The sequence below is a fragment of the Streptomyces sp. WAC07094 genome, from assembly GCF_036320405.1.
Classification (GTDB): domain Bacteria; phylum Actinomycetota; class Actinomycetes; order Streptomycetales; family Streptomycetaceae; genus Streptomyces; species Streptomyces lannensis.
This window is the reverse complement of the sequence record NZ_JAVMJZ010000001.1, coordinates 3,559,006-3,580,451: the sequence shown is the minus strand read 5'-3', so window position 1 is coordinate 3,580,451 and position 21,446 is coordinate 3,559,006. Positions and strand designations below refer to the sequence as shown.

The window sequence follows — 21,446 nt, the reverse complement described above, 5'->3', positions numbered from 1 at the left end:
GGGAGCGGGTGGGCCCCGCTCCGGTCCACCGACGGCGGGGGCCCCTGCCGTGCGGCCCACCCGCGCCCGTCGCCCCTTCCTCAGGCCACCGGGCCGCCCAGCCAGGCGTCCACCCCCGCGAGGAGCTCCGCCTTGGTATGTTCCGGTGCCGCAGAACCGCGCACCGACTGCCGGGCCAGTTCCGCCAGTTCCTCGTCGGTGAAGCCGTGGTGGTGGCGGGCGAGCTCGTACTGCGCCGCCAGGCGGGAGCCGAACAGCAGCGGGTCGTCGGCGCCCAGCGCCATGGGGACACCCGCGTCGTACAGGGTGCGCAGGGGCACGTCCTCGGCCTTCGCGTAGACGCCCAGGGCGACATTCGACGTGGGGCACACCTCGCACGTCACCCCCCGCTCCGCCAGACGCTTCAGCAGACGCGGGTCCTCCGCCGCGCGCACCCCGTGGCCCAGCCGGTGAGCGTGCAGGTCGTCCAGGCAGTCGCGCACCGACGACGGTCCGGTCAGTTCGCCGCCGTGCGGGGCCGAGAGAAGGCCTCCGTCGCGGGCGATGGCGAAGGCGCGGTCGAAGTCCCGGGCCATGCCGCGGCGCTCGTCGTTCGAGAGGCCGAAGCCCACCACACCGCGGTCCCGGTAGCGCACGGCCAGCCGGGCCAGGGTGCGGGCGTCCAGGGGGTGCTTCATCCGGTTCGCGGCGACCAGGACGCGCATCCCCAGACCCGTCTCCCGCATCGCGCCGTCGACCGCGTCCAGGATGATCTCCAGCGCCGGGATCAGACCGCCGAGGCGCGGCGCGTAGGACGTCGGGTCGACCTGGATCTCCAGCCAGCCCGAGCCGTCCCTGACGTCCTCCTCCGCGGCCTCCCGCACCAGCCGCCGGATGTCCTCCGGCTCTCTGAGACACGAGCGAGCCGCGTCGTACAGCCGCTGGAACCGGAACCAGCCCCGCTCGTCCGTCGCCCGCAGCTTCGGCGGTTCCCCACTGGTCAGGGCCTCGGTCAAAGTCTCCGGCAGCCGTACACCGTATTTGTCGGCCAGCTCCAAGAGGGTGGCGGGCCGCATGGATCCGGTGAAGTGCAGATGCAGATGGGCCTTCGGCAGCGCAGAGACATCACGTACATGCTCCATTCCAGGATCCTGCCGCACGTCCCCGCCGCTCCGGTAGCGCTTTCCCCTTTAGTGGTCTTGCTCGCACAAAAGGACGGGACGATCACCCGCCGGCCGGCAGGTGATCGCCCCGAGGCGTGGAGCGGGACGTCAGTCCCGCGCCTCCGCCAGCAGCTTCTGGATCCGGCTCACGCCCTCGACCAGGTCCTCGTCGCCGAGGGCGTACGACAGCCGCAGGTAACCGGGGGTGCCGAAGGCCTCACCCGGGACGACCGCGACCTCGGCCTCCTCGAGGATCAGCGCGGCCAGCTCGACCGTGTCCTTTGGGCGCCTGCCGCGGATCTCCTTGCCGATCAGCGCCTTCACCGACGGGTACGCGTAGAACGCGCCCTCGGGCTCGGGGCAGACCACGCCGTCGATCTCGTTCAGCATCCGCACGATGGTCTTGCGGCGCCGGTCGAAGGCCTCGCGCATCGTCGCGACCGCCTCCAGGTCGCCGGAGACGGCGGCCAGGGCGGCCACCTGTGCGACATTCGACACGTTCGAGGTGGCGTGCGACTGGAGGTTCGTCGCGGCCTTCACCACGTCCTTCGGGCCGATCACCCAGCCGACACGCCAGCCCGTCATCGCGTACGTCTTCGCCACGCCGTTGACCACGATGCACTTGTCGCGCAGCTCGGGCAGCAGCGCCGGCAACGACACGGAGGCGGCGTCACCGTAGACCAGGTGTTCGTAGATCTCGTCTGTCAGCACCCACAGCCCGTGCTCCACGGCCCAGCGGCCGATGGCCTCGGTCTCCGACTCGGAGTACACCGCGCCCGTCGGGTTGGACGGGGACACGAAGAGGACGACCTTCGTCTTCTTGGTGCGGGCGGCCTCGAGCTGCTCCACGGACACGCGGTAACCGGTGGTCTCGTCCGCGACGACCTCCACCGGCACACCGCCGGCCAGCCGGATCGACTCCGGGTACGTGGTCCAGTACGGAGCCGGGACGATCACCTCGTCACCCGGGTCGAGGATCGCGGCGAAGGCCTCGTAGATGGCCTGCTTGCCGCCGTTGGTGACCAGGATCTGGGAGGCGTCCACCTCGTAGCCGGAGTCGCGCAGCGTCTTGGCGGCGATCGCGTTCTTCAGCTCGGGCAGACCGCCCGCCGGCGTGTAGCGATGGAACTTCGGGTTCTTGCAGGCCTCGACGGCCGCCTCGACGATGTAGTCCGGCGTCGGGAAGTCGGGCTCACCGGCGCCGAAGCCGATCACCGGCCGCCCGGCGGCCTTGAGGGCCTTGGCCTTGGCGTCCACGGCGAGGGTGGCGGACTCGGAGATCGCGCCGACTCGGGCGGAGACCCGGCGCTCGGTGGGAGGGGTTGCAGCGCTCATGGGCCCCATGGTTTCAGACAGGAAACGCGCCCGGCACACGGGTTTCACAGACTGAACCGGACCGGGCCGCTGACCGGACACACGTCCGGATCCGGGTGCCGGACCGGGCGATCTTCCGGGCGGCAAAACCCGTACGGGCGCTTTCTGTTCGACGACCGGCCCCGGACCACGTACACTCTCACCTCGTTGGCCTCCAGCGGCCGTGATCGCGCCGGTGCACACCGAGCACTCGCTCGGATGCGGTACGTTGGGGTACACAGCAAAGGGTCGTAGCTCAATTGGTAGAGCACTGGTCTCCAAAACCAGCGGTTGGGGGTTCAAGTCCCTCCGGCCCTGCTACACACTCCCATCAGGAAGTGTGCGCAGAGTACCTTTGCACTCGCCGTGCGGCTCCACCGGGCGCGGCACGGCCACGACCCGGGATTCAGGTGAGGACGAGTGACGGACGCCGTGGGCTCCATCGACATGCCTGACGCCCAGGATGAGGTGCAGGAGCCGAAGAAGACCCGCAAGGGTGGCAAGCGAGCCAAGAAGGGCCCGCTCAAGCGCCTTGCCCTCTTCTACCGCCAGATCGTTGCGGAACTCCGCAAGGTGGTCTGGCCGACGCGGAACCAGCTGACGACGTACACCACTGTGGTGATCGTTTTCGTCGTCATCATGATCGCCCTGGTGACCGTGATTGACTATGGGCTCAACCACGCGGCCAAGTACGTATTCGGCTGAGCCGCGAGCGAAGGGCGCCGAGGTATCCGGCGTCCCCTTTCGCATGTTCTACCCCTATGTATCCAGGAAGAAGCAGCCACGTGTCTGACCCGAACCTGAACGACGCCATCGAGCCGGACGAGTCCGTGGATGACGAGCTCGACATCGTCGAGGGCGCGGACGAGGTGGACGAGTTCCAGGCTGCGGAAGCCGAGGCGGGCGAGCCGGCCGAGACGGCCGCCGTGCACGTCGTGGAGGAGGACGAGGCCGCCGGCGAGGAGGAGGCCGCGCCCGTCGACCCCGTCGAGGCCCTGCGCGAGGAGCTGCGCAGCCTGCCCGGCGAGTGGTACGTGATCCACACGTACGCCGGCTACGAGAACCGTGTGAAGACCAACCTCGAGCAGCGCGCCGTGTCGCTGAACGTCGAGGACTACATCTTCCAGGCCGAGGTGCCGCAGGAAGAGGTCGTCCAGATCAAGAACGGCGACCGCAAGACCATCCGTCAGAACAAGCTCCCCGGCTATGTGCTGGTGCGCATGGATCTGACCAACGAGTCCTGGGGCGTCGTCCGCAACACCCCCGGTGTCACCGGCTTCGTGGGCAACGCCTACGACCCCTACCCGCTGACCCTGGACGAGATCGTCAAGATGCTCGCCCCGGAGGCCGAGGAGAAGGCGGCCCGCGAGGCCGCGGAGGCCGAGGGCAAGCCGGCGCCGCAGCGCAAGGTCGAGGTCCAGGTGCTGGACTTCGAGGTCGGCGACTCGGTCACCGTCACCGACGGCCCGTTCGCCACGCTGCAGGCGACCATCAACGAGATCAACGCCGACTCCAAGAAGGTCAAGGGCCTCGTGGAGATCTTCGGCCGCGAGACCCCGGTCGAGCTGAGCTTCGACCAGATCCAGAAGAACTGAGCAGACGCTCATCCGAGAGAGCCCCCGACCAGCGGTTTCCCGTTGGTCGGGGGCTCTCTCGCATACCCGGGGCGGCCATGGTGGCGGCGGCATGCGACGCGGGCAACGGCGCCCGGCGGCCGGAGCGGTCCGCCGCGCATGAGAGACTTGTGTCGACACCGCCCGAAGGACCACCTTCCGGCGGGCCAGCCACCGGCCAGGTCAGACGGCTGCACAGCCCGTCTGACCTGCTCGGTTTTTGGCCGCACAGGGATTCCCGCTAGGGTTGTGCGGTTGCCTTCGGGCTGTCTTGCCCTTGGGCACTAGGAAATCGAAACGGAAAACGGGAGAGGACCCGGAATGCCTCCCAAGAAGAAGAAGGTCACGGGGCTCATCAAGCTCCAGATCCAGGCCGGCGCGGCCAACCCGGCTCCGCCGGTCGGCCCGGCGCTGGGTCAGCACGGCGTCAACATCATGGAGTTCTGCAAGGCCTACAACGCTGCGACCGAGTCGCAGCGCGGTTGGGTCATCCCGGTGGAGATCACGGTCTACGAGGACCGTTCCTTCACCTTCATCACCAAGACCCCGCCGGCCGCCAAGATGATCCTCAAGGCCGCGGGCGTGGACAAGGGCTCCGGCGAGCCGCACAAGACCAAGGTCGCCAAGATCACCGAGGCGCAGGTCCGCGAGATCGCCCAGACCAAGATGCCCGACCTCAACGCCAATGACCTGGACGCCGCCTCGAAGATCATTGCGGGCACCGCGCGTTCCATGGGCATCACGGTCGAGGGCTGAACCCCCCTTCGCAGAACCATGCGGCTGACGGCCGCACGTGGCAGGGCCTGCTCGGCCCGTACCACGACTCCTTTCAGAACACACAGGAGCAGTTGTGAGCAAGCGCAGCAAGGCTCTCCGCGCTGCGGACGCCAAGGTCGACCGGGACAAGCTCTACGCCCCGCTCGAGGCCGTCCGTCTCGCCAAGGAGACCTCCACGACCAAGTTCGACGGCACCGTCGAGGTCGCCTTCCGTCTGGGTGTCGACCCGCGCAAGGCCGACCAGATGGTCCGTGGCACCGTGAACCTCCCGCACGGCACCGGTAAGACCGCCCGGGTCCTGGTCTTCGCGACCGGTGACCGTGCCGAGGCCGCTCGTGCCGCGGGCGCCGACATCGTCGGCGCCGACGAGCTGATCGACGAGGTTGCGAAGGGGCGTCTGGACTTCGACGCCGTCGTCGCCACCCCGGACCTCATGGGCAAGGTCGGCCGCCTCGGCCGCGTGCTCGGTCCCCGTGGTCTGATGCCGAACCCCAAGACCGGCACCGTGACCCCGGACGTGACGAAGGCCGTCACCGAAATCAAGGGCGGCAAGATCGAGTTCCGCGTCGACAAGCACTCGAACCTGCACTTCATCATCGGCAAGGCGTCCTTCGACGACTCCAAGCTGGTGGAGAACTACGGTGCGGCTCTGGACGAGATCCTTCGTCTGAAGCCGTCCGCCGCCAAGGGTCGCTACATCAAGAAGGCCGCCATCGCCACGACGATGGGCCCCGGCGTTCCGGTCGACCCGAACCGCACCCGCAACCTCCTCACCGAGGAGGACCCGGCCGCCGTCTGACACAGACGGCAGCCGCGGTCACGCGCAGCTGACGGCCGGCCCCGCACCCTTCCGGGTGCGGGGCCGGCCGTGTTTTCCGGCCGTGTCCCGGGGCGCTCGCAACGGCTCCGCGCGGTTGGTGCGCCCCCTCGGCGTACCTGTGTGCGACACCGGGCACATGCCGTTCCGCCTCAGATGCGTGCCGTTCCTCCCGGCTCGGAGTTAGCGTGATGATCACGGAGCGCACAAGGGGGGACGGATGAGGGACCGGATCGTTCGGCGCGGGATCCTTCCGATCGCGGTGGCCGCCGCGCTGGCCGCCGTCGCGGCGTGCAGCCCCTCCGGCGACGACTCCTCCAAGAGGGCCGCAGTGCCCTCGGGCGGGCGTGCGGACCCGCGCTCGGCGTCGGCCCTGCACGCCGTGGAGCGGGCCACGGTCAGGGCCGGCTCCGCACGGATAGAGTCCACGACGGTCATGGGCGGGATGCTCTCGCTGCACACGGACGGCGCCCTCGGCTGGTCCGGCCGATCCGTCGGCACCCTTCGCATCACCTACACCGGCGGCCAGCTCGCCGACACCATGCGCAAGCTGAACAGCGCCTCCATGGAGGCCCGGCTGCTGCCGGACGCCTACTACGCGAAGGTCGGCACCTCGTTCGCCCGGCGCCTGGACGGCCGGCACTGGATCAGATACGCCTACGACGACCTCGTGGCCCTCCCGGGAGGCGCCGGAACGCAGCTGACGGACCAGCTGCGCAACACCGCCCCGCTCCAGCCGGTCCGCCTCCTGCTCGCCTCGGGGAACCTCCGCAGGGCGGGCGAGGAGACGGTACGCGGCCGGCGGACCACCCGCTACACGGGCACGATCATCACCGCCGCCCTCACCGGCGCCGCCACCGCCGACCTCAAGGAGCGGCTGGAACAGGCCGGGGTCACCACGGAGACCGTGGACATCTGGGTCGACGACCACGACCTGCTGGTGAAGAAGGCCGAGCGCGGGGAGCTGGCGTCGGGGCGGATGTCCTCGACCGCGTACTACCGCGACTACGGAGTGCGGGTCGCGGCCGAAAGGCCACCCGTCGCGGACACCGCCGATTTCAAGGACCTGCTGAGCAAGCAGAGTCCGTGACGTGTGTAGGTCACACGCGTCATCCGGAAATCGCGAGCCACAGGCGTTCCGGCCGGGTTACGCTCACGGTCTTGCTATGGATCGACAGTATGTTTCCTGGGGGGATTCTTGATGATTGCTGTGCGTGGCGCGATGGGGCGCGGCGCGGCGGGCGCGGCGCTCGCGGCGCTTGTCCTGGGCGGTGGAACGGTCGCCTGTTCGAAGGGTGGTGCGGAGGAGTCCCCGCGGATGACGCCCGCCGCTGCCGTGGCCGAGGCCGCGAAGAACGCCGAGCAGATCACATCCATGCACTACCGGATGACCGGCACGGTCCCGGGTGAGGGCAAGGTCAGCGGCGAGGCACGGATGAGCCTGAAGCCGCTCGCCATGGCCATGAAGATGACGGTCGCGGGCCAGGACACGGACGGGCCGGTCGAGATCCGTCTTGTGGACCAGGTGATGTACGTCGGTGGTGGCGCCGCGGCCGCCAAGGAGCTGAACGGCAAGAGCTGGCTCAAGTTCGATCTGTCCGCGCTGGGGATGGACAAGGAGCTCGGCGCCGACCAGCTCGGCGCCGGGCAGGCCGACCGGAACCCGGCCCAGGAGTCCACGTTCCTCACCGACTCCAAGCGGGTGACGAAGGTCGGCACCGAGACCGTCGGCGGCGTGAAGACCACGCACTACAAGGGCGAGGTCTCGGTCGACGAGATGCGTGCGGCCCTGAAGAAGCAGCACCTGGACAAGGCCACCCTCGACCGGCGCGAGAAGAGCATCGACGCGTACGAGAAGATGGGCGCCGGCGCGATCAGCATGGACATGTGGATCGACGGCAGCAACCACACCAAGCAGTTCCGGATGCGCAGCGACACCGACAAGGGCCCTCTGGACACGACCATCACCTTCCTCGACTTCAACAAGCCGGTGACGGTGACGGCTCCGCCCGCCAAGGACACGTTCTCCTTCGCCGACGCGATGAAGGACGCCCAGCAGGGCTGAGCCCGCAGGGGAACGGATTTGCTTGACGGCGATCCGTTCCCTTACTCTTCCTGTCGAAGCCAAAGACCGCTGGTCGTCGCTGTGCACTCGCAAGAGGGTGCGGTGACCGAAGGATCCGCTGAACTGCGGACGGCCCGCGCAGGTGACAGTGGAAGAACTCCCGGAGTATGTGCGTGCACCGCGCATGCAGCCGGTCGAGTCCGCCCCGTGCGCCTGCGCCGGGGCGTTCGTTCTGTCCAGCCCCTTCCGAGCGGTCCCATCACCCGGAAGGAGGCCGACGCTCTATGGCAAGGCCCGACAAGGCTGCCGCGGTGGCCGAGCTCGCGGAGCAGTTCCGCAGCTCGAACGCCGCCGTGCTGACCGAGTACCGGGGTCTCACCGTGGCGCAGCTCAAGACGCTGCGCCGGTCGCTCGGTGAGAACGCCCAGTACGCCGTGGTGAAGAACACGCTGACCAAGATTGCGGCCAACGAGGCCGGGATCACGACGCTCGACGACCTGTTCAACGGTCCGACGGCGGTCGCCTTCGTCACCGGTGACCCGGTGGAGTCGGCGAAGGGTCTTCGTGACTTCGCCAAGGACAATCCGAACCTCGTCATCAAGGGCGGTGTCCTTGACGGCAAGGCGCTGTCCGCCGACGAGATCAAGAAGCTTGCGGACCTCGAGTCCCGCGAGGTTCTGCTCGCCAAGCTGGCGGGTGCCTTCAAGGGCAAGCAGACCCAGGCTGCTCAGGTCTTCCAGGCGCTCCCGTCGAAGCTCGTCCGCACCGTGGACGCTCTTCGCGCCAAGCAGGCCGAGCAGGGCGGTGCCGAGTAATTCGGCTCGCGACATGACCGCCGCCTGAGGCGACGGTCGTAGCGGGCCGAACGTACGCCCGCCAGACATGTACATCCGGCACCAGCCGAATCAATGGAAGGATCGCCCATCATGGCGAAGCTCAGCCAGGAAGACCTGCTCGCGCAGTTCGAGGAGATGACCCTCATCGAGCTCTCCGAGTTCGTGAAGGCGTTCGAGGAGAAGTTCGACGTCACCGCCGCCGCCGCGGTCGCCGTCGCGGGCCCGGCCGGCCCGGCCGCCGCCGTCGAGGCCGAGGAGGAGAAGGACGAGTTCGACGTCATCCTCACCGGTGCCGGCGACAAGAAGATCCAGGTCATCAAGGTCGTGCGCGAGCTGACCTCCCTCGGTCTGAAGGAGGCCAAGGACCTGGTGGACGGCGCCCCGAAGCCCGTCCTGGAGAAGGTCGCGAAGGACGCCGCCGAGAAGGCCGCCGAGTCCCTCAAGGGCGCCGGCGCCTCCGTCGAGGTCAAGTAACACCTCCTCGGGTCCGCACCGGACTCACGGGCCCGCACAGGGCTCACTGGGCCGTACGGGGCTTCTGCCTCGTACGGCCCTTTCGCGTACGTGGGACACGGTTCACTCGAACAGCGCAGACGGCCTTCCGGGTGCCCGATCGCTGCTCACCCGGGAGGCTGTAACGCGGACGTACCGAAGGGCGATCATCCATCCGGGTGGTCGCTCTTCGCCGTTCCCGGGGGACCGGCGGCGGCTGCCTTGCGACCGTCGCCGCGGGGAGTATGGTGATCTTCGTCGTGCCTCCCGAGGGCCCCGGTGACAGGTTGCAAGTGACGATGGCAGCACCCGGTTTGAGCAAGGGGGGCCTTGACGAACTGCACGCAGCGCGCAATTCTCAGGACGCGTCGTCACAACGATCCGAATCCGAGGCATGGATCGACGACGAAGAGGGCAGTATCGATGTGCATCGAGGGCGTGGCTTCCCGCAGGTGTTGAGGGACAACGAGGGCCTCCATCGTGAGCGCTGAAAACTCGCACTGGACATCAGTGTGCCAAGTGGCTACACTGACCCTTTGCGCTGCCTGTTAGCTGTCTCCTGCCCGTCACCAGGAGCACGCCCCTTGCCCGAGCACAACGATCAGAAGTCTCTGACCTGGGACTTTCCATCTCTGTGCCTGGCGGGGACCGGGACGCGCGTAGTGAGTCCGAGCCCTCGGAAGGACCCCCTCTTGGCCGCCTCGCGCACTGCCTCGACCGCGAATATGAACAACGGCGCCAGCACCGCCCCGCTGCGCATCTCCTTTGCAAAGATCAAGGAGCCCCTCGAGGTTCCGAACCTTCTCGCGCTGCAAACCGAGAGCTTCGACTGGCTGCTCGGCAACGACGCGTGGAAGGCTCGCGTCGAGGAGGCTCTGGAGTCCGGTCAGGACGTCCCCACCAAGTCCGGTCTCGAGGAGATCTTCGAGGAGATCTCCCCGATCGAGGACTTCTCCGGGTCGATGTCGCTGACGTTCCGCGACCACCGCTTCGAGCCGCCGAAGAACTCCATCGACGAGTGCAAGGAGCGCGACTTCACGTTCGCCGCGCCCCTCTTCGTCACGGCCGAGTTCACCAACAACGAGACCGGTGAGATCAAGTCCCAGACGGTCTTCATGGGCGACTTCCCGCTCATGACGAACAAGGGCACCTTCGTCATCAACGGCACCGAGCGTGTCGTGGTGTCGCAGCTGGTCCGTTCGCCCGGTGTCTACTTCGACTCCACCATCGACAAGACGTCCGACAAGGACATCTTCTCGGCCAAGATCATCCCGTCCCGGGGTGCCTGGCTGGAGATGGAGATCGACAAGCGCGACATGGTCGGTGTCCGCATCGACCGCAAGCGCAAGCAGTCCGTGACCGTTCTCCTGAAGGCGCTCGGCTGGACCACCGAGCAGATCCTCGAGGAGTTCGGCGAGTACGAGTCCATGCGCGCCACCCTGGAGAAGGACCACACCCAGGGCCAGGACGACGCGCTGCTCGACATCTACCGCAAGCTGCGTCCGGGCGAGCCCCCCACGCGTGAGGCCGCGCAGACGCTCCTGGAGAACCTGTACTTCAACCCGAAGCGCTACGACCTGGCCAAGGTCGGCCGCTACAAGGTCAACAAGAAGCTGGGTGCGGACGCTCCGCTCGACGCGGGCATCCTGACCGTCGAGGACGTCATCTCGACGATCAAGTACCTGGTCAAGCTGCACGCGGGCGAGACCGAGACGGTCGGCGACTCCGGCGGGACGATCGTCGTCGAGACGGACGACATCGACCACTTCGGCAACCGCCGCCTGCGCAGCGTCGGCGAGCTCATCCAGAACCAGGTCCGCACGGGTCTGGCCCGTATGGAGCGCGTCGTGCGCGAGCGCATGACCACGCAGGACGTCGAGGCGATCACGCCGCAGACCCTGATCAACATCCGGCCGGTCGTCGCCTCCATCAAGGAGTTCTTCGGCACCAGCCAGCTGTCCCAGTTCATGGACCAGAACAACCCGCTGTCCGGGCTGACGCACAAGCGTCGTCTGTCCGCGCTCGGCCCGGGTGGTCTCTCCCGTGAGCGGGCCGGCTTCGAGGTCCGTGACGTGCACCCCTCGCACTACGGCCGCATGTGCCCGATCGAGACGCCTGAAGGCCCGAACATCGGTCTGATCGGCTCGCTCGCCTCCTACGGCCGGGTCAACGCGTTCGGCTTCGTCGAGACCCCGTACCGCAAGGTGAACGAAGGCCAGGTCACCGACGAGGTCGACTACCTGACCGCCGACGAGGAGGACCGCTTCGTCATCGCGCAGGCCAACGCCACGCTGACGGACGAGCTCCGCTTCGCCGAGAACCGGGTGCTGGTCCGCCGCCGCGGCGGTGAGGTCGACTACGTCAGCCCCGAGGACGTCGACTACATGGACGTCTCGCCGCGCCAGATGGTGTCGGTCGCGACCGCCATGATCCCGTTCCTCGAGCACGACGACGCCAACCGTGCCCTCATGGGCGCGAACATGATGCGGCAGGCCGTGCCGCTGATCAAGTCCGAGTCCCCGCTCGTCGGCACCGGCATGGAGTACCGCTCCGCGGTCGACGCCGGCGACGTGGTCAAGGCCGAGAAGGACGGTGTGGTCCAGGAGGTCTCCGCGGACTACATCACCACCGCCAACGACGACGGCACGTACATCACGTACCGCCTGGCCAAGTTCTCCCGGTCCAACCAGGGCACCTCGGTCAACCAGAAGGTCATCGTCAACGAGGGCGACCGCGTCATCGTCGGCCAGGTGCTGGCCGACGGTCCGGCCACCCAGAACGGTGAGATGGCCCTCGGCAAGAACCTGCTCGTGGCGTTCATGCCGTGGGAGGGTCACAACTACGAGGACGCGATCATCCTGTCGCAGCGCCTCGTGCAGGACGACGTCCTCTCCTCGATCCACATCGAGGAGCACGAGGTCGACGCCCGTGACACCAAGCTCGGCCCCGAGGAGATCACCCGGGACATCCCGAACGTCTCCGAGGAGGTCCTCGCGGACCTGGACGAGCGCGGCATCATCCGTATCGGTGCCGAGGTCATCGCCGGTGACATCCTCGTCGGCAAGGTCACCCCGAAGGGTGAGACCGAGCTGACCCCCGAGGAGCGTCTGCTGCGCGCGATCTTCGGTGAGAAGGCCCGTGAGGTCCGTGACACCTCGCTGAAGGTGCCGCACGGTGAGACCGGCAAGGTCATCGGCGTGCGCGTCTTCGACCGCGAGGAGGGCGACGAGCTGCCGCCGGGCGTGAACCAGCTGGTCCGCGTCTACGTGGCCCAGAAGCGCAAGATCACCGACGGTGACAAGCTGGCCGGCCGCCACGGCAACAAGGGTGTCATCTCCAAGATCCTGCCGATCGAGGACATGCCGTTCCTGGAGGACGGCACCCCGGTCGACATCATCCTGAACCCGCTGGGTGTGCCGTCCCGAATGAACCCGGGACAGGTACTGGAGATCCACCTCGGCTGGCTCGCCAGCCGCGGCTGGGACGTGTCCGGACTGGCCGAAGAGTGGGCCCAGCGCCTGCAGGCCATCGGCGCCGACCAGGTCGACCCGCGCACCAACGTCGCGACCCCGGTCTTCGACGGTGCCCGTGAGGACGAGCTGGCGGGTCTGCTGCAGCACACCATCCCGAACCGTGACGGGGACCGCCTGGTCCTCCCGACCGGTAAGGCGCGGCTGTTCGACGGCCGCTCCGGTGAGCCGTTCCCGGACCCGATCTCGGTCGGCTACATGTACATCCTGAAGCTGCACCACCTGGTCGACGACAAGCTGCACGCCCGTTCGACCGGTCCGTACTCGATGATCACCCAGCAGCCGCTGGGTGGTAAGGCCCAGTTCGGTGGCCAGCGCTTCGGCGAGATGGAGGTGTGGGCCCTCGAGGCCTACGGCGCCGCCTACGCCCTCCAGGAGCTGCTGACCATCAAGTCCGACGACGTCACCGGCCGCGTGAAGGTCTACGAGGCCATCGTCAAGGGCGAGAACATCCCTGAGCCCGGCATCCCCGAGTCCTTCAAGGTGCTCATCAAGGAGATGCAGTCCCTGTGCCTGAACGTGGAGGTGCTGTCCAGCGACGGTATGTCCATCGAGATGCGCGACACCGACGAGGACGTCTTCCGCGCTGCGGAGGAGCTCGGCATCGACCTGTCCCGGCGCGAGCCGAGCAGCGTCGAAGAGGTCTGACGGGAGTCCGGCGGGTCTGATCACCAGACCCGCCGACCCCCAGGCCCCCGTACAGACCGAACGACTTACGACCCTGAGAGGGATTGACGCATAGTGCTCGACGTCAACTTCTTCGACGAGCTCCGGATCGGCCTGGCCACCGCTGACGACATCCGTCAGTGGAGCCACGGCGAGGTCAAGAAGCCCGAGACCATCAACTACCGCACCCTCAAGCCCGAGAAGGACGGCCTCTTCTGCGAGAAGATCTTCGGCCCCACCCGGGACTGGGAGTGCTACTGCGGCAAGTACAAGCGCGTCCGCTTCAAGGGCATCATCTGCGAGCGCTGTGGCGTCGAGGTCACGCGTGCGAAGGTGCGCCGTGAGCGGATGGGCCACATCGAGCTGGCCGCCCCCGTCACGCACATCTGGTACTTCAAGGGTGTTCCGTCGCGGCTGGGCTACCTGCTCGACCTTGCCCCGAAGGACCTGGAGAAGGTCATCTACTTCGCGGCGTACATGATCACGTACGTCGACGAGGAGCGCCGTACGCGTGACCTGCCCTCCCTGGAGGCGCACGTCTCCGTCGAGCGGCAGCAGATCGAGAACCGTCGCGACGCCGACCTGGAGGCCCGCGCCAAGAAGCTCGAGGCCGACCTGGCCGAGCTGGAGGCCGAGGGTGCCAAGGCCGACGTGCGCCGCAAGGTGCGCGAGGGTGCCGAGCGCGAGATGAAGCAGCTGCGCGACCGTGCGCAGCGCGAGATCGACCGCCTCGACGAGGTGTGGACCCGCTTCAAGAACCTCAAGGTCCAGGACCTCGAGGGCGACGAGCTGCTCTACCGCGAGCTGCGTGACCGCTTCGGCACGTACTTCGACGGTTCGATGGGTGCCGCTGCGCTGCAGAAGCGCCTGGAGTCCTTCGACCTCGACGAGGAGGCCGAGCGTCTCCGCGAGATCATCCGCACCGGCAAGGGCCAGAAGAAGACCCGTGCGCTGAAGCGGCTGAAGGTCGTGTCCGCGTTCCTGCAGACCTCCAACAGCCCCAAGGGCATGGTCCTCGACTGCGTGCCGGTCATCCCGCCGGACCTGCGTCCGATGGTGCAGCTGGACGGTGGCCGCTTCGCGACCTCCGACCTGAACGACCTGTACCGCCGTGTGATCAACCGCAACAACCGTCTGAAGAGGCTCCTGGACCTCGGTGCCCCGGAGATCATCGTCAACAACGAGAAGCGCATGCTTCAGGAGGCTGTTGACGCCCTCTTCGACAACGGTCGTCGCGGCCGCCCCGTCACTGGCCCCGGCAACCGCCCGCTGAAGTCCCTCAGCGACATGCTGAAGGGTAAGCAGGGCCGTTTCCGTCAGAACCTGCTCGGCAAGCGTGTCGACTACTCGGCGCGTTCCGTGATCGTCGTCGGTCCGCAGCTGAAGCTGCACCAGTGCGGTCTGCCGAAGGCGATGGCGCTGGAGCTGTTCAAGCCGTTCGTGATGAAGCGTCTGGTGGACCTGAACCACGCGCAGAACATCAAGTCGGCCAAGCGCATGGTCGAGCGCGGCCGCACGGTCGTGTACGACGTGCTGGAAGAGGTCATCGCGGAGCACCCGGTTCTGCTGAACCGTGCGCCCACGCTGCACCGCCTCGGCATCCAGGCCTTCGAGCCGCAGCTGGTCGAGGGCAAGGCCATCCAGATCCACCCGCTCGTCTGCACCGCGTTCAACGCGGACTTCGACGGTGACCAGATGGCCGTGCACCTGCCGCTGTCCGCGGAGGCGCAGGCCGAGGCCCGCATCCTGATGCTGTCCTCGAACAACATCCTCAAGCCGGCCGACGGCCGCCCGGTCACGATGCCGACCCAGGACATGGTCCTCGGTCTGTTCTTCCTGACCACGGACGGCGAGATGCGGAACGTGAAGGGCGAGGACCGCTCCTTCGCGTCCGTGGCCGAGGCGATCATGGCGTTCGACGCCGGCGAGCTCTCGCTGCAGTCGCGCGTGGACATCCGCTTCCCGGTGGGCACCATCCCGCCGCGCGGCTGGACCCCGCCGGCCCAGGAGGAGGGCGAGCCGGAGTGGCAGCAGGGTGACAGCTTCCGGCTGAAGACGACGCTGGGCCGTGCGCTCTTCAACGAGCTGCTGCCCGAGGACTACCCGTTCGTCGACTACGAGGTCGGCAAGAAGCAGCTCTCCGAGATCGTCAACGACCTCGCCGAGCGCTACCCGAAGGTCATCGTGGCGGCGACGCTCGACAACCTGAAGGCGGCCGGCTTCTTCTGGGCGACCCGTTCCGGCGTCACCGTCGCCATCTCCGACGTCGTCGTTCCCGAGGCGAAGAAGGAGATCGTCAAGGGCTACGAGGCGCAGGACGAGAAGGTCCAGAAGCAGTACGAGCGCGGTCTGATCACCAAGGACGAGCGCACGCAGGAGCTCATCGCGATCTGGACCAAGGCGACCAACGAGGTCGCCGAGGCGATGAACGAGAACTTCCCGAAGACCAACCCGATCTTCATGATGGTGAACTCGGGTGCACGAGGCAACATGATGCAGATGCGTCAGATCGCCGGTATGCGTGGTCTTGTGTCGAACGCGAAGAACGAGACGATTCCGCGGCCCATCAAGGCGTCGTTCCGTGAGGGCCTGTCCGTGCTGGAGTACTTCATCTCCACGCACGGTGCGCGTAAGGGTCTCGCGGACACCGCCCTGCGTACCGCCGACTCGGGTTACCTCACCCGTCGTCTGGTGGACGTGTCGCAGGACGTCATCATCCGCGAGGAGGACTGCGGCACCGAGCGCGGCCTCAAGCTGCACATCGCCGAGCGCGGTGCCGACGGCGTCCTGCGCAAGGCGGAGAACGTCGAGACGTCCGTGTACGCGCGCTGCCTCGCCGAGGACATCGTCGTCGACGGAAAGGTGCTGGCCCCGGCCGGTACCGACCTGGGCGACGTGCTCATCGACGAGCTGATCCTGCAGGGCATCGAGGAGGTCAAGACCCGCTCGGTCCTGACCTGTGAGTCCGCCGTCGGCACCTGCGCCATGTGCTACGGGCGCTCGCTGGCCACGGGCAAGCTGGTCGACATCGGTGAGGCGGTCGGCATCATCGCCGCCCAGTCCATCGGTGAGCCCGGTACCCAGCTGACGATGCGTACCTTCCACACCGGTGGTGTGGCCGGTGACGACATCACCCAGGGTCTGCCCCGTGTCGTCGAGCTCTTCGAGGCCCGTACCCCGAAGGGTGTCGCCCCGATCTCCGAGGCCCACGGCCGCGTCCGGATCGAGGAGACCGAGAAGACCAAGAAGATCGTCGTCACGCCGGACGACGGCAGCGACGAGACGGCGTTCCCGATCTCGAAGCGCGCCCGACTCCTGGTCGGCGAGGGCGAGCACGTCGAGGTGGGCCAGAAGCTCACCGTGGGTGCCACCAACCCGCACGACGTGCTGCGCATCCTGGGTCAGCGTGCCGTCCAGGTCCACCTGGTCGGCGAGGTCCAGAAGGTCTACAACTCGCAGGGTGTGTCGATCCACGACAAGCACATCGAGATCATCATCCGGCAGATGCTCCGCCGTGTGACGATCATCGAGTCCGGCGACGCCGAGCTGCTGCCCGGCGAGCTGGTCGAGCGCTCGAAGTTCGAGCAGGAGAACCGTCGTGTGGTCCAGGAGGGCGGTCACCCGGCCTCCGGTCGTCCGCAGCTCATGGGTATCACCAAGGCCTCGCTGGCGACCGAGTCCTGGCTGTCGGCGGCGTCCTTCCAGGAGACGACCAGGGTCCTCACGGACGCGGCGATCAACGCCAAGTCCGACTCCCTGATCGGCCTCAAGGAGAACGTCATCATCGGTAAGCTCATCCCGGCCGGTACGGGTCTGTCCCGCTACCGCAACATCCGGGTGGAGCCGACCGAGGAGGCCAAGGCCGCGATGTACTCGGCCGTCGGCTACGACGACATCGACTACTCGCCGTTCGGCACGGGCTCCGGCCAGGCCGTGCCGCTGGAGGACTACGACTACGGTCCGTACAACCAGTAAGCGAGCAGCTTGAGTTGAGGGGCGGTCACTCCATTGCGGAGTGACCGCCCTTCGGCGTTCGGCGCAACCGGTGCCCGCCAATACCTGTGCGGGAGGGGCCGTACGGCGCATGATGGGAGAAATCGGGGGAGGTGCTCCGTGTCGAATCCGTCGTGGCAACCCTGGCAACAGGGCCAGGTGCAGGGTGGGTTCCCCCAGCCGTGGCCGGGTCAGGTCGCCGTCCCGTCCGCCTCGTCGTCCCTGCTGGCCTCGCACGCCGACCGCGAGCGCGCCGTGGACGTGCTCAGGGCGGGGTACGCCGAAGGGCGGCTCGGGCAGCCGGAGTTCGACGACCGGGTCGCGCGGGCGTACACGGCCCGTACGCTCGGCGAACTGTCCCTGCTGGTGGCCGACCTGCCCCAGGGACCCGCGCCGCGCACGGACGGCGTGCCGCAGACGTTCCTGCCGCCACCCCCGCCGAAGACCAACGAGAAGGCCGTCGGGGCCCTGATCTGCGGTCTGCTCTGCCTGCCCACCGCAGGTCTCACGGGTATCCCCGCGGTGGTCCTGGGACACGCGGCCCGCGCCGAGATCCGCCGCAGGGGTGAGGCCGGCGACGGGCTGGCGCTGACCGGACTCGTCCTGGGCTGGCTGTCGACGGCGGGCTGGGCACTCGTCCTGGTGCTGTTCCTGGCGGTGGCGCTCGTGTCGGTGTGAGGCCCGGGCGGGCGTTCCCCGGGTGACGGCCCTCAGTGGCGCGAGGTGCCCGTACCGTTGATTCGAAGATCACATACGGCGTACGGGGTTGACATGTTCCGCGCGTCGATGCAGGCCGGGTCCATTTGTTTTGACCACAGCGAATGAGGTAGGTACGCTCAGACCTTGTGCCTGGGGTGTGCCCTGGCTCTCGTGCGTGCCTTGAAACCGCATGGCGAGCCGTCACCGCCCACCGTAATCTGCGCCCTCTCCGTCTTGCGGCGGGAGTCTGCGGGATTCGACACACCCGACCGCGTGGGTCGGAGAAGTTCCAGGTTAGCTGTACCTATCGGCACACAGAAACCGGAGAAGTAGTGCCTACGATCCAGCAGCTGGTCCGCAAGGGCCGGCAGGACAAGGTCGAGAAGAACAAGACGCCCGCACTCGAGGGTTCCCCTCAGCGTCGTGGCGTCTGCACGCGTGTGTTCACGACCACCCCGAAGAAGCCGAACTCGGCCCTGCGTAAGGTCGCGCGTGTGCGTCTGACCAGCGGGATCGAGGTCACGGCCTACATTCCGGGTGAGGGACACAACCTGCAGGAGCACTCCATCGTGCTCGTGCGCGGCGGCCGTGTGAAGGACCTGCCGGGTGTTCGCTACAAGATCATCCGTGGCTCCCTCGACACCCAGGGTGTCAAGAACCGCAAGCAGGCCCGCAGCCGTTACGGCGCCAAGAAGGAGAAGTAAGAATGCCTCGTAAGGGCCCCGCCCCGAAGCGTCCGGTCATCATCGACCCGGTTTACGGCTCTCCTCTGGTGACCTCCCTGATCAACAAGGTGCTGCTGAACGGCAAGCGCTCCACCGCCGAGCGCATCGTCTACGGCGCCATGGAGGGCCTGCGTGAGAAGACGGGCAACGACCCGATCATCACGCTGAAGCGCGCCCTCGAGAACATCAAGCCGACCCTCGAGGTCAAGTCCCGCCGTGTCGGTGGTGCGACGTACCAGGTTCCGATCGAGGTCAAGCCCGGTCGCGCCAACACGCTCGCGCTGCGCTGGCTCGTCGGTTACTCCCGCGCCCGTCGCGAGAAGACGATGACCGAGCGTCTGCTGAACGAACTCCTCGACGCGTCCAACGGCCTCGGTGCCGCTGTGAAGAAGCGCGAGGACACGCACAAGATGGCCGAGTCCAACAAGGCCTTCGCGCACTACCGCTGGTAGTCGCTACCCACATCGAGACCGAGAGAAGACTGAAGCCTTATGGCTACCACTTCACTTGACCTGGCCAAGGTCCGCAACATCGGGATCATGGCCCACATCGACGCGGGCAAGACGACCACCACCGAGCGGATCCTGTTCTACACCGGCGTTTCGTACAAGATCGGTGAGGTCCACGACGGCGCTGCCACCATGGACTGGATGGAGCAGGAGCAGGAGCGTGGCATCACGATCACCTCTGCTGCCACCACCTGTCACTGGCCGCTGGAAGACGTCGACCACACCATCAACATCATCGACACCCCGGGCCACGTCGACTTCACGGTCGAGGTGGAGCGCTCCCTGCGCGTGCTCGACGGTGCCGTGACGGTGTTCGACGGCGTCGCCGGCGTGGAGCCGCAGTCCGAGACGGTGTGGCGTCAGGCGGACCGCTACGGCGTTCCGCGTATCTGCTTCGTCAACAAGCTCGACCGCACCGGTGCCGAGTTCCACCGCTGCGTCGACATGATCTCCGACCGCCTGGGTGCGCAGCCGCTGGTCATGCAGCTGCCGATCGGTGCCGAGGCCGACTTCAAGGGCGTCGTGGACCTGGTCCGCATGAAGGCGCTCGTGTGGTCCGCCGAGGCCACCAAGGGCGAGATGTACGACATCGTCGACATCCCGGCCACGCACACCGAGGCGGCCGAGGAGTGGCGCGGCAAGCTCGTCGAGTCCGTCGCCGAGAACGACGAAGAGATCATGGAGCTGTACCTGGAGGGCGAGGAGCCCTCCGAGGAGCAGCTGTACGCCGCGATCCGTCGTATCACCATCGCCTCCGGCAAGTCCAAGGACACCACGGTCACCCCGGTGTTCTGCGGTACCGCGTTCAAGAACAAGGGCGTCCAGCCCCTGCTCGACGCGGTCGTGCGCTACCTCCCCTCCCCGCTCGACGTCGAGGCCATCGAGGGCCACGCCGTCAACGACCCGGAGGAGGTCGTCAGGCGCAAGCCGTCCGACGAGGAGCCGCTGTCGGCGCTGGCGTTCAAGATCATGAGCGACCCGCACCTCGGCAAGCTCACCTTCGTCCGGGTCTACTCGGGCCGCCTGGAGTCCGGCACCGCGGTGCTGAACTCCGTCAAGGGCAAGAAGGAGCGCATCGGCAAGATCTACCGCATGCACGCCAACAAGCGTGAGGAGATCGAGTCGGTGGGCGCCGGCGACATCGTCGCCGTCATGGGCCTGAAGCAGACCACCACCGGTGAGACGCTGTCCGACGACAAGAAGCCGGTCATCCTGGAGTCCATGGACTTCCCGGCGCCGGTCATCCAGGTCGCCATCGAGCCCAAGTCGAAGGGCGACCAGGAGAAGCTGGGCGTCGCGATCCAGCGCCTGGCCGAGGAGGACCCGTCCTTCCAGGTCCACTCGGACGAGGAGACCGGCCAGACCATCATCGGTGGTATGGGCGAGCTGCACCTCGAGGTGCTGGTCGACCGTATGCGCCGTGAGTTCAAGGTCGAGGCCAACGTCGGCAAGCCGCAGGTCGCTTACCGCGAGACGATCCGCAAGGCCGTCGAGCGTGTGGACTACACCCACAAGAAGCAGACCGGTGGTACCGGACAGTTCGCCAAGGTCCAGATCGCGATCGAGCCCATCGAGGGCGGCGACGCCTCGTACGAGTTCGTGAACAAGGTGACCGGTGGTCGTATCCCGAAGGAGTACATCCCTTCGGTCGACGCCGGTGCGCAGGAGGCCATGCAGTTCGGCATCCTCGCCGGCTACGAGATGACCGGCGTCCGCGTCACGCTCATCGACGGTGGCTACCACGAGGTCGACTCCTCCGAGCTCGCCTTCAAGATCGCCGGTTCGCAGGCCTTCAAGGAGGCCGCGCGCAAGGCCAGCCCCGTGCTGCTCGAGCCGATGATGGCCGTCGAGGTCACCACGCCCGAGGACTACATGGGCGAGGTCATCGGTGACATCAACTCCCGTCGTGGCCAGATCCAGGCCATGGAGGAGCGTGCCGGCGCCCGTGTCGTGAAGGGCCTGGTTCCGCTGTCGGAGATGTTCGGCTACGTCGGCGACCTCCGCAGCAAGACGTCGGGTCGCGCGAGCTACTCGATGCAGTTCGACTCCTACGCCGAGGTTCCCCGGAACGTCGCCGAGGAGATCATCGCGAAGGCCAAGGGCGAGTAACGCACCCCGTTTACACGCTTTAGGCTTGACACCGACCGCCGGGGGTTCTTCCCCGCGAAGGACCCCGGCGGGCGGCACCCCAGCAAAGATCACCTGGCGCCGATGAGTAAGGCGTACAGA

At 67.3% G+C, this 21,446-nt stretch carries 16 protein-coding genes and 1 tRNA gene; 15 read left to right on the top strand and 2 right to left on the bottom strand.

Going from position 1 to position 21,446, the window contains the following annotated elements:
- Window positions 1–80: 80 nt before the first annotated feature.
- Both RCR19_RS15710 and RCR19_RS15705 read right to left on the bottom strand, forming a co-directional pair.
- On the bottom strand, window positions 81–1,121 hold the full coding sequence (locus RCR19_RS15710) for an adenosine deaminase (protein ID WP_331265710.1): 1,041 nt from the start codon (window positions 1,119–1,121) through the stop codon (window positions 81–83).
- A gap of 129 nt (window positions 1,122–1,250) precedes the next feature.
- Window positions 1,251–2,477: a pyridoxal phosphate-dependent aminotransferase gene (locus RCR19_RS15705; protein WP_331265709.1), complete on the bottom strand. Its 1,227-nt coding sequence runs from the start codon at window positions 2,475–2,477 to the stop codon at window positions 1,251–1,253.
- A 263-nt stretch (window positions 2,478–2,740) separates the two neighbouring features.
- Between RCR19_RS15705 and RCR19_RS15700 the strand changes: the two genes are divergently transcribed.
- The 15 genes from RCR19_RS15700 to fusA all read left to right on the top strand — a co-directional run bounded on the left by RCR19_RS15700 (window position 2,741) and on the right by fusA (window position 21,326).
- Window positions 2,741–2,813: transfer RNA gene (locus RCR19_RS15700), tRNA-Trp, on the top strand.
- Window positions 2,814–2,915: 102 nt separating this feature from the next.
- Window positions 2,916–3,200 (top strand): preprotein translocase subunit SecE, encoded by a 285-nt coding sequence (gene secE / locus RCR19_RS15695; protein WP_059127157.1) that lies wholly within the window; start codon window positions 2,916–2,918, stop codon window positions 3,198–3,200.
- 80 nt (window positions 3,201–3,280) lie between these two features.
- On the top strand, window positions 3,281–4,090 hold the full coding sequence (nusG, locus tag RCR19_RS15690) for a transcription termination/antitermination protein NusG (RefSeq protein WP_331265708.1): 810 nt from the start codon (window positions 3,281–3,283) through the stop codon (window positions 4,088–4,090).
- A gap of 339 nt (window positions 4,091–4,429) precedes the next feature.
- Window positions 4,430–4,864, top strand: a complete 435-nt coding sequence (gene rplK / locus RCR19_RS15685; RefSeq protein ID WP_059127159.1) for a 50S ribosomal protein L11 — start codon at window positions 4,430–4,432, stop codon at window positions 4,862–4,864.
- 94 nt (window positions 4,865–4,958) lie between these two features.
- On the top strand, window positions 4,959–5,684 hold the full coding sequence (rplA, locus tag RCR19_RS15680; RefSeq protein WP_331265707.1) for a 50S ribosomal protein L1: 726 nt from the start codon (window positions 4,959–4,961) through the stop codon (window positions 5,682–5,684).
- Window positions 5,685–5,922: 238 nt separating this feature from the next.
- Complete coding sequence (locus RCR19_RS15675; protein WP_331265706.1) at window positions 5,923–6,792, top strand: hypothetical protein; 870 nt, start codon at window positions 5,923–5,925, stop codon at window positions 6,790–6,792.
- A 111-nt stretch (window positions 6,793–6,903) separates the two neighbouring features.
- Complete coding sequence (locus RCR19_RS15670) at window positions 6,904–7,767, top strand: DUF1396 domain-containing protein (protein ID WP_331265705.1); 864 nt, start codon at window positions 6,904–6,906, stop codon at window positions 7,765–7,767.
- Window positions 7,768–8,051: 284 nt separating this feature from the next.
- Window positions 8,052–8,582 carry a 50S ribosomal protein L10 gene (rplJ, locus tag RCR19_RS15665; RefSeq protein ID WP_059127163.1) on the top strand — a complete coding sequence of 177 codons (531 nt, stop codon included), beginning with the start codon at window positions 8,052–8,054 and terminating at the stop codon, window positions 8,580–8,582.
- Between the two features lie 111 nt (window positions 8,583–8,693).
- Window positions 8,694–9,077, top strand: a complete 384-nt coding sequence (gene rplL, locus RCR19_RS15660; protein WP_331265704.1) for a 50S ribosomal protein L7/L12 — start codon at window positions 8,694–8,696, stop codon at window positions 9,075–9,077.
- Between the two features lie 710 nt (window positions 9,078–9,787).
- Window positions 9,788–13,273 carry a DNA-directed RNA polymerase subunit beta gene (gene rpoB / locus RCR19_RS15655; RefSeq protein ID WP_331265703.1) on the top strand — a complete coding sequence of 1,162 codons (3,486 nt, stop codon included), beginning with the start codon at window positions 9,788–9,790 and terminating at the stop codon, window positions 13,271–13,273.
- Window positions 13,274–13,366: 93 nt separating this feature from the next.
- Window positions 13,367–17,266 (top strand): DNA-directed RNA polymerase subunit beta', encoded by a 3,900-nt coding sequence (locus RCR19_RS15650; RefSeq protein ID WP_331265702.1) that lies wholly within the window; start codon window positions 13,367–13,369, stop codon window positions 17,264–17,266.
- Between the two features lie 138 nt (window positions 17,267–17,404).
- Window positions 17,405–17,962, top strand: a complete 558-nt coding sequence (locus tag RCR19_RS15645; RefSeq protein ID WP_331265701.1) for a DUF1707 and DUF4190 domain-containing protein — start codon at window positions 17,405–17,407, stop codon at window positions 17,960–17,962.
- Window positions 17,963–18,315: 353 nt separating this feature from the next.
- The gene (gene rpsL / locus RCR19_RS15640) at window positions 18,316–18,687 is read left to right on the top strand and encodes a 30S ribosomal protein S12 (RefSeq protein ID WP_003948652.1); all 372 of its coding nucleotides are present in this window, start codon (window positions 18,316–18,318) and stop codon (window positions 18,685–18,687) included.
- A gap of 2 nt (window positions 18,688–18,689) precedes the next feature.
- On the top strand, window positions 18,690–19,160 hold the full coding sequence (rpsG, locus tag RCR19_RS15635; protein WP_003992340.1) for a 30S ribosomal protein S7: 471 nt from the start codon (window positions 18,690–18,692) through the stop codon (window positions 19,158–19,160).
- Between the two features lie 39 nt (window positions 19,161–19,199).
- Window positions 19,200–21,326 (top strand): elongation factor G, encoded by a 2,127-nt coding sequence (gene fusA / locus RCR19_RS15630; protein WP_331265700.1) that lies wholly within the window; start codon window positions 19,200–19,202, stop codon window positions 21,324–21,326.
- Window positions 21,327–21,446 lie beyond the last annotated feature (120 nt).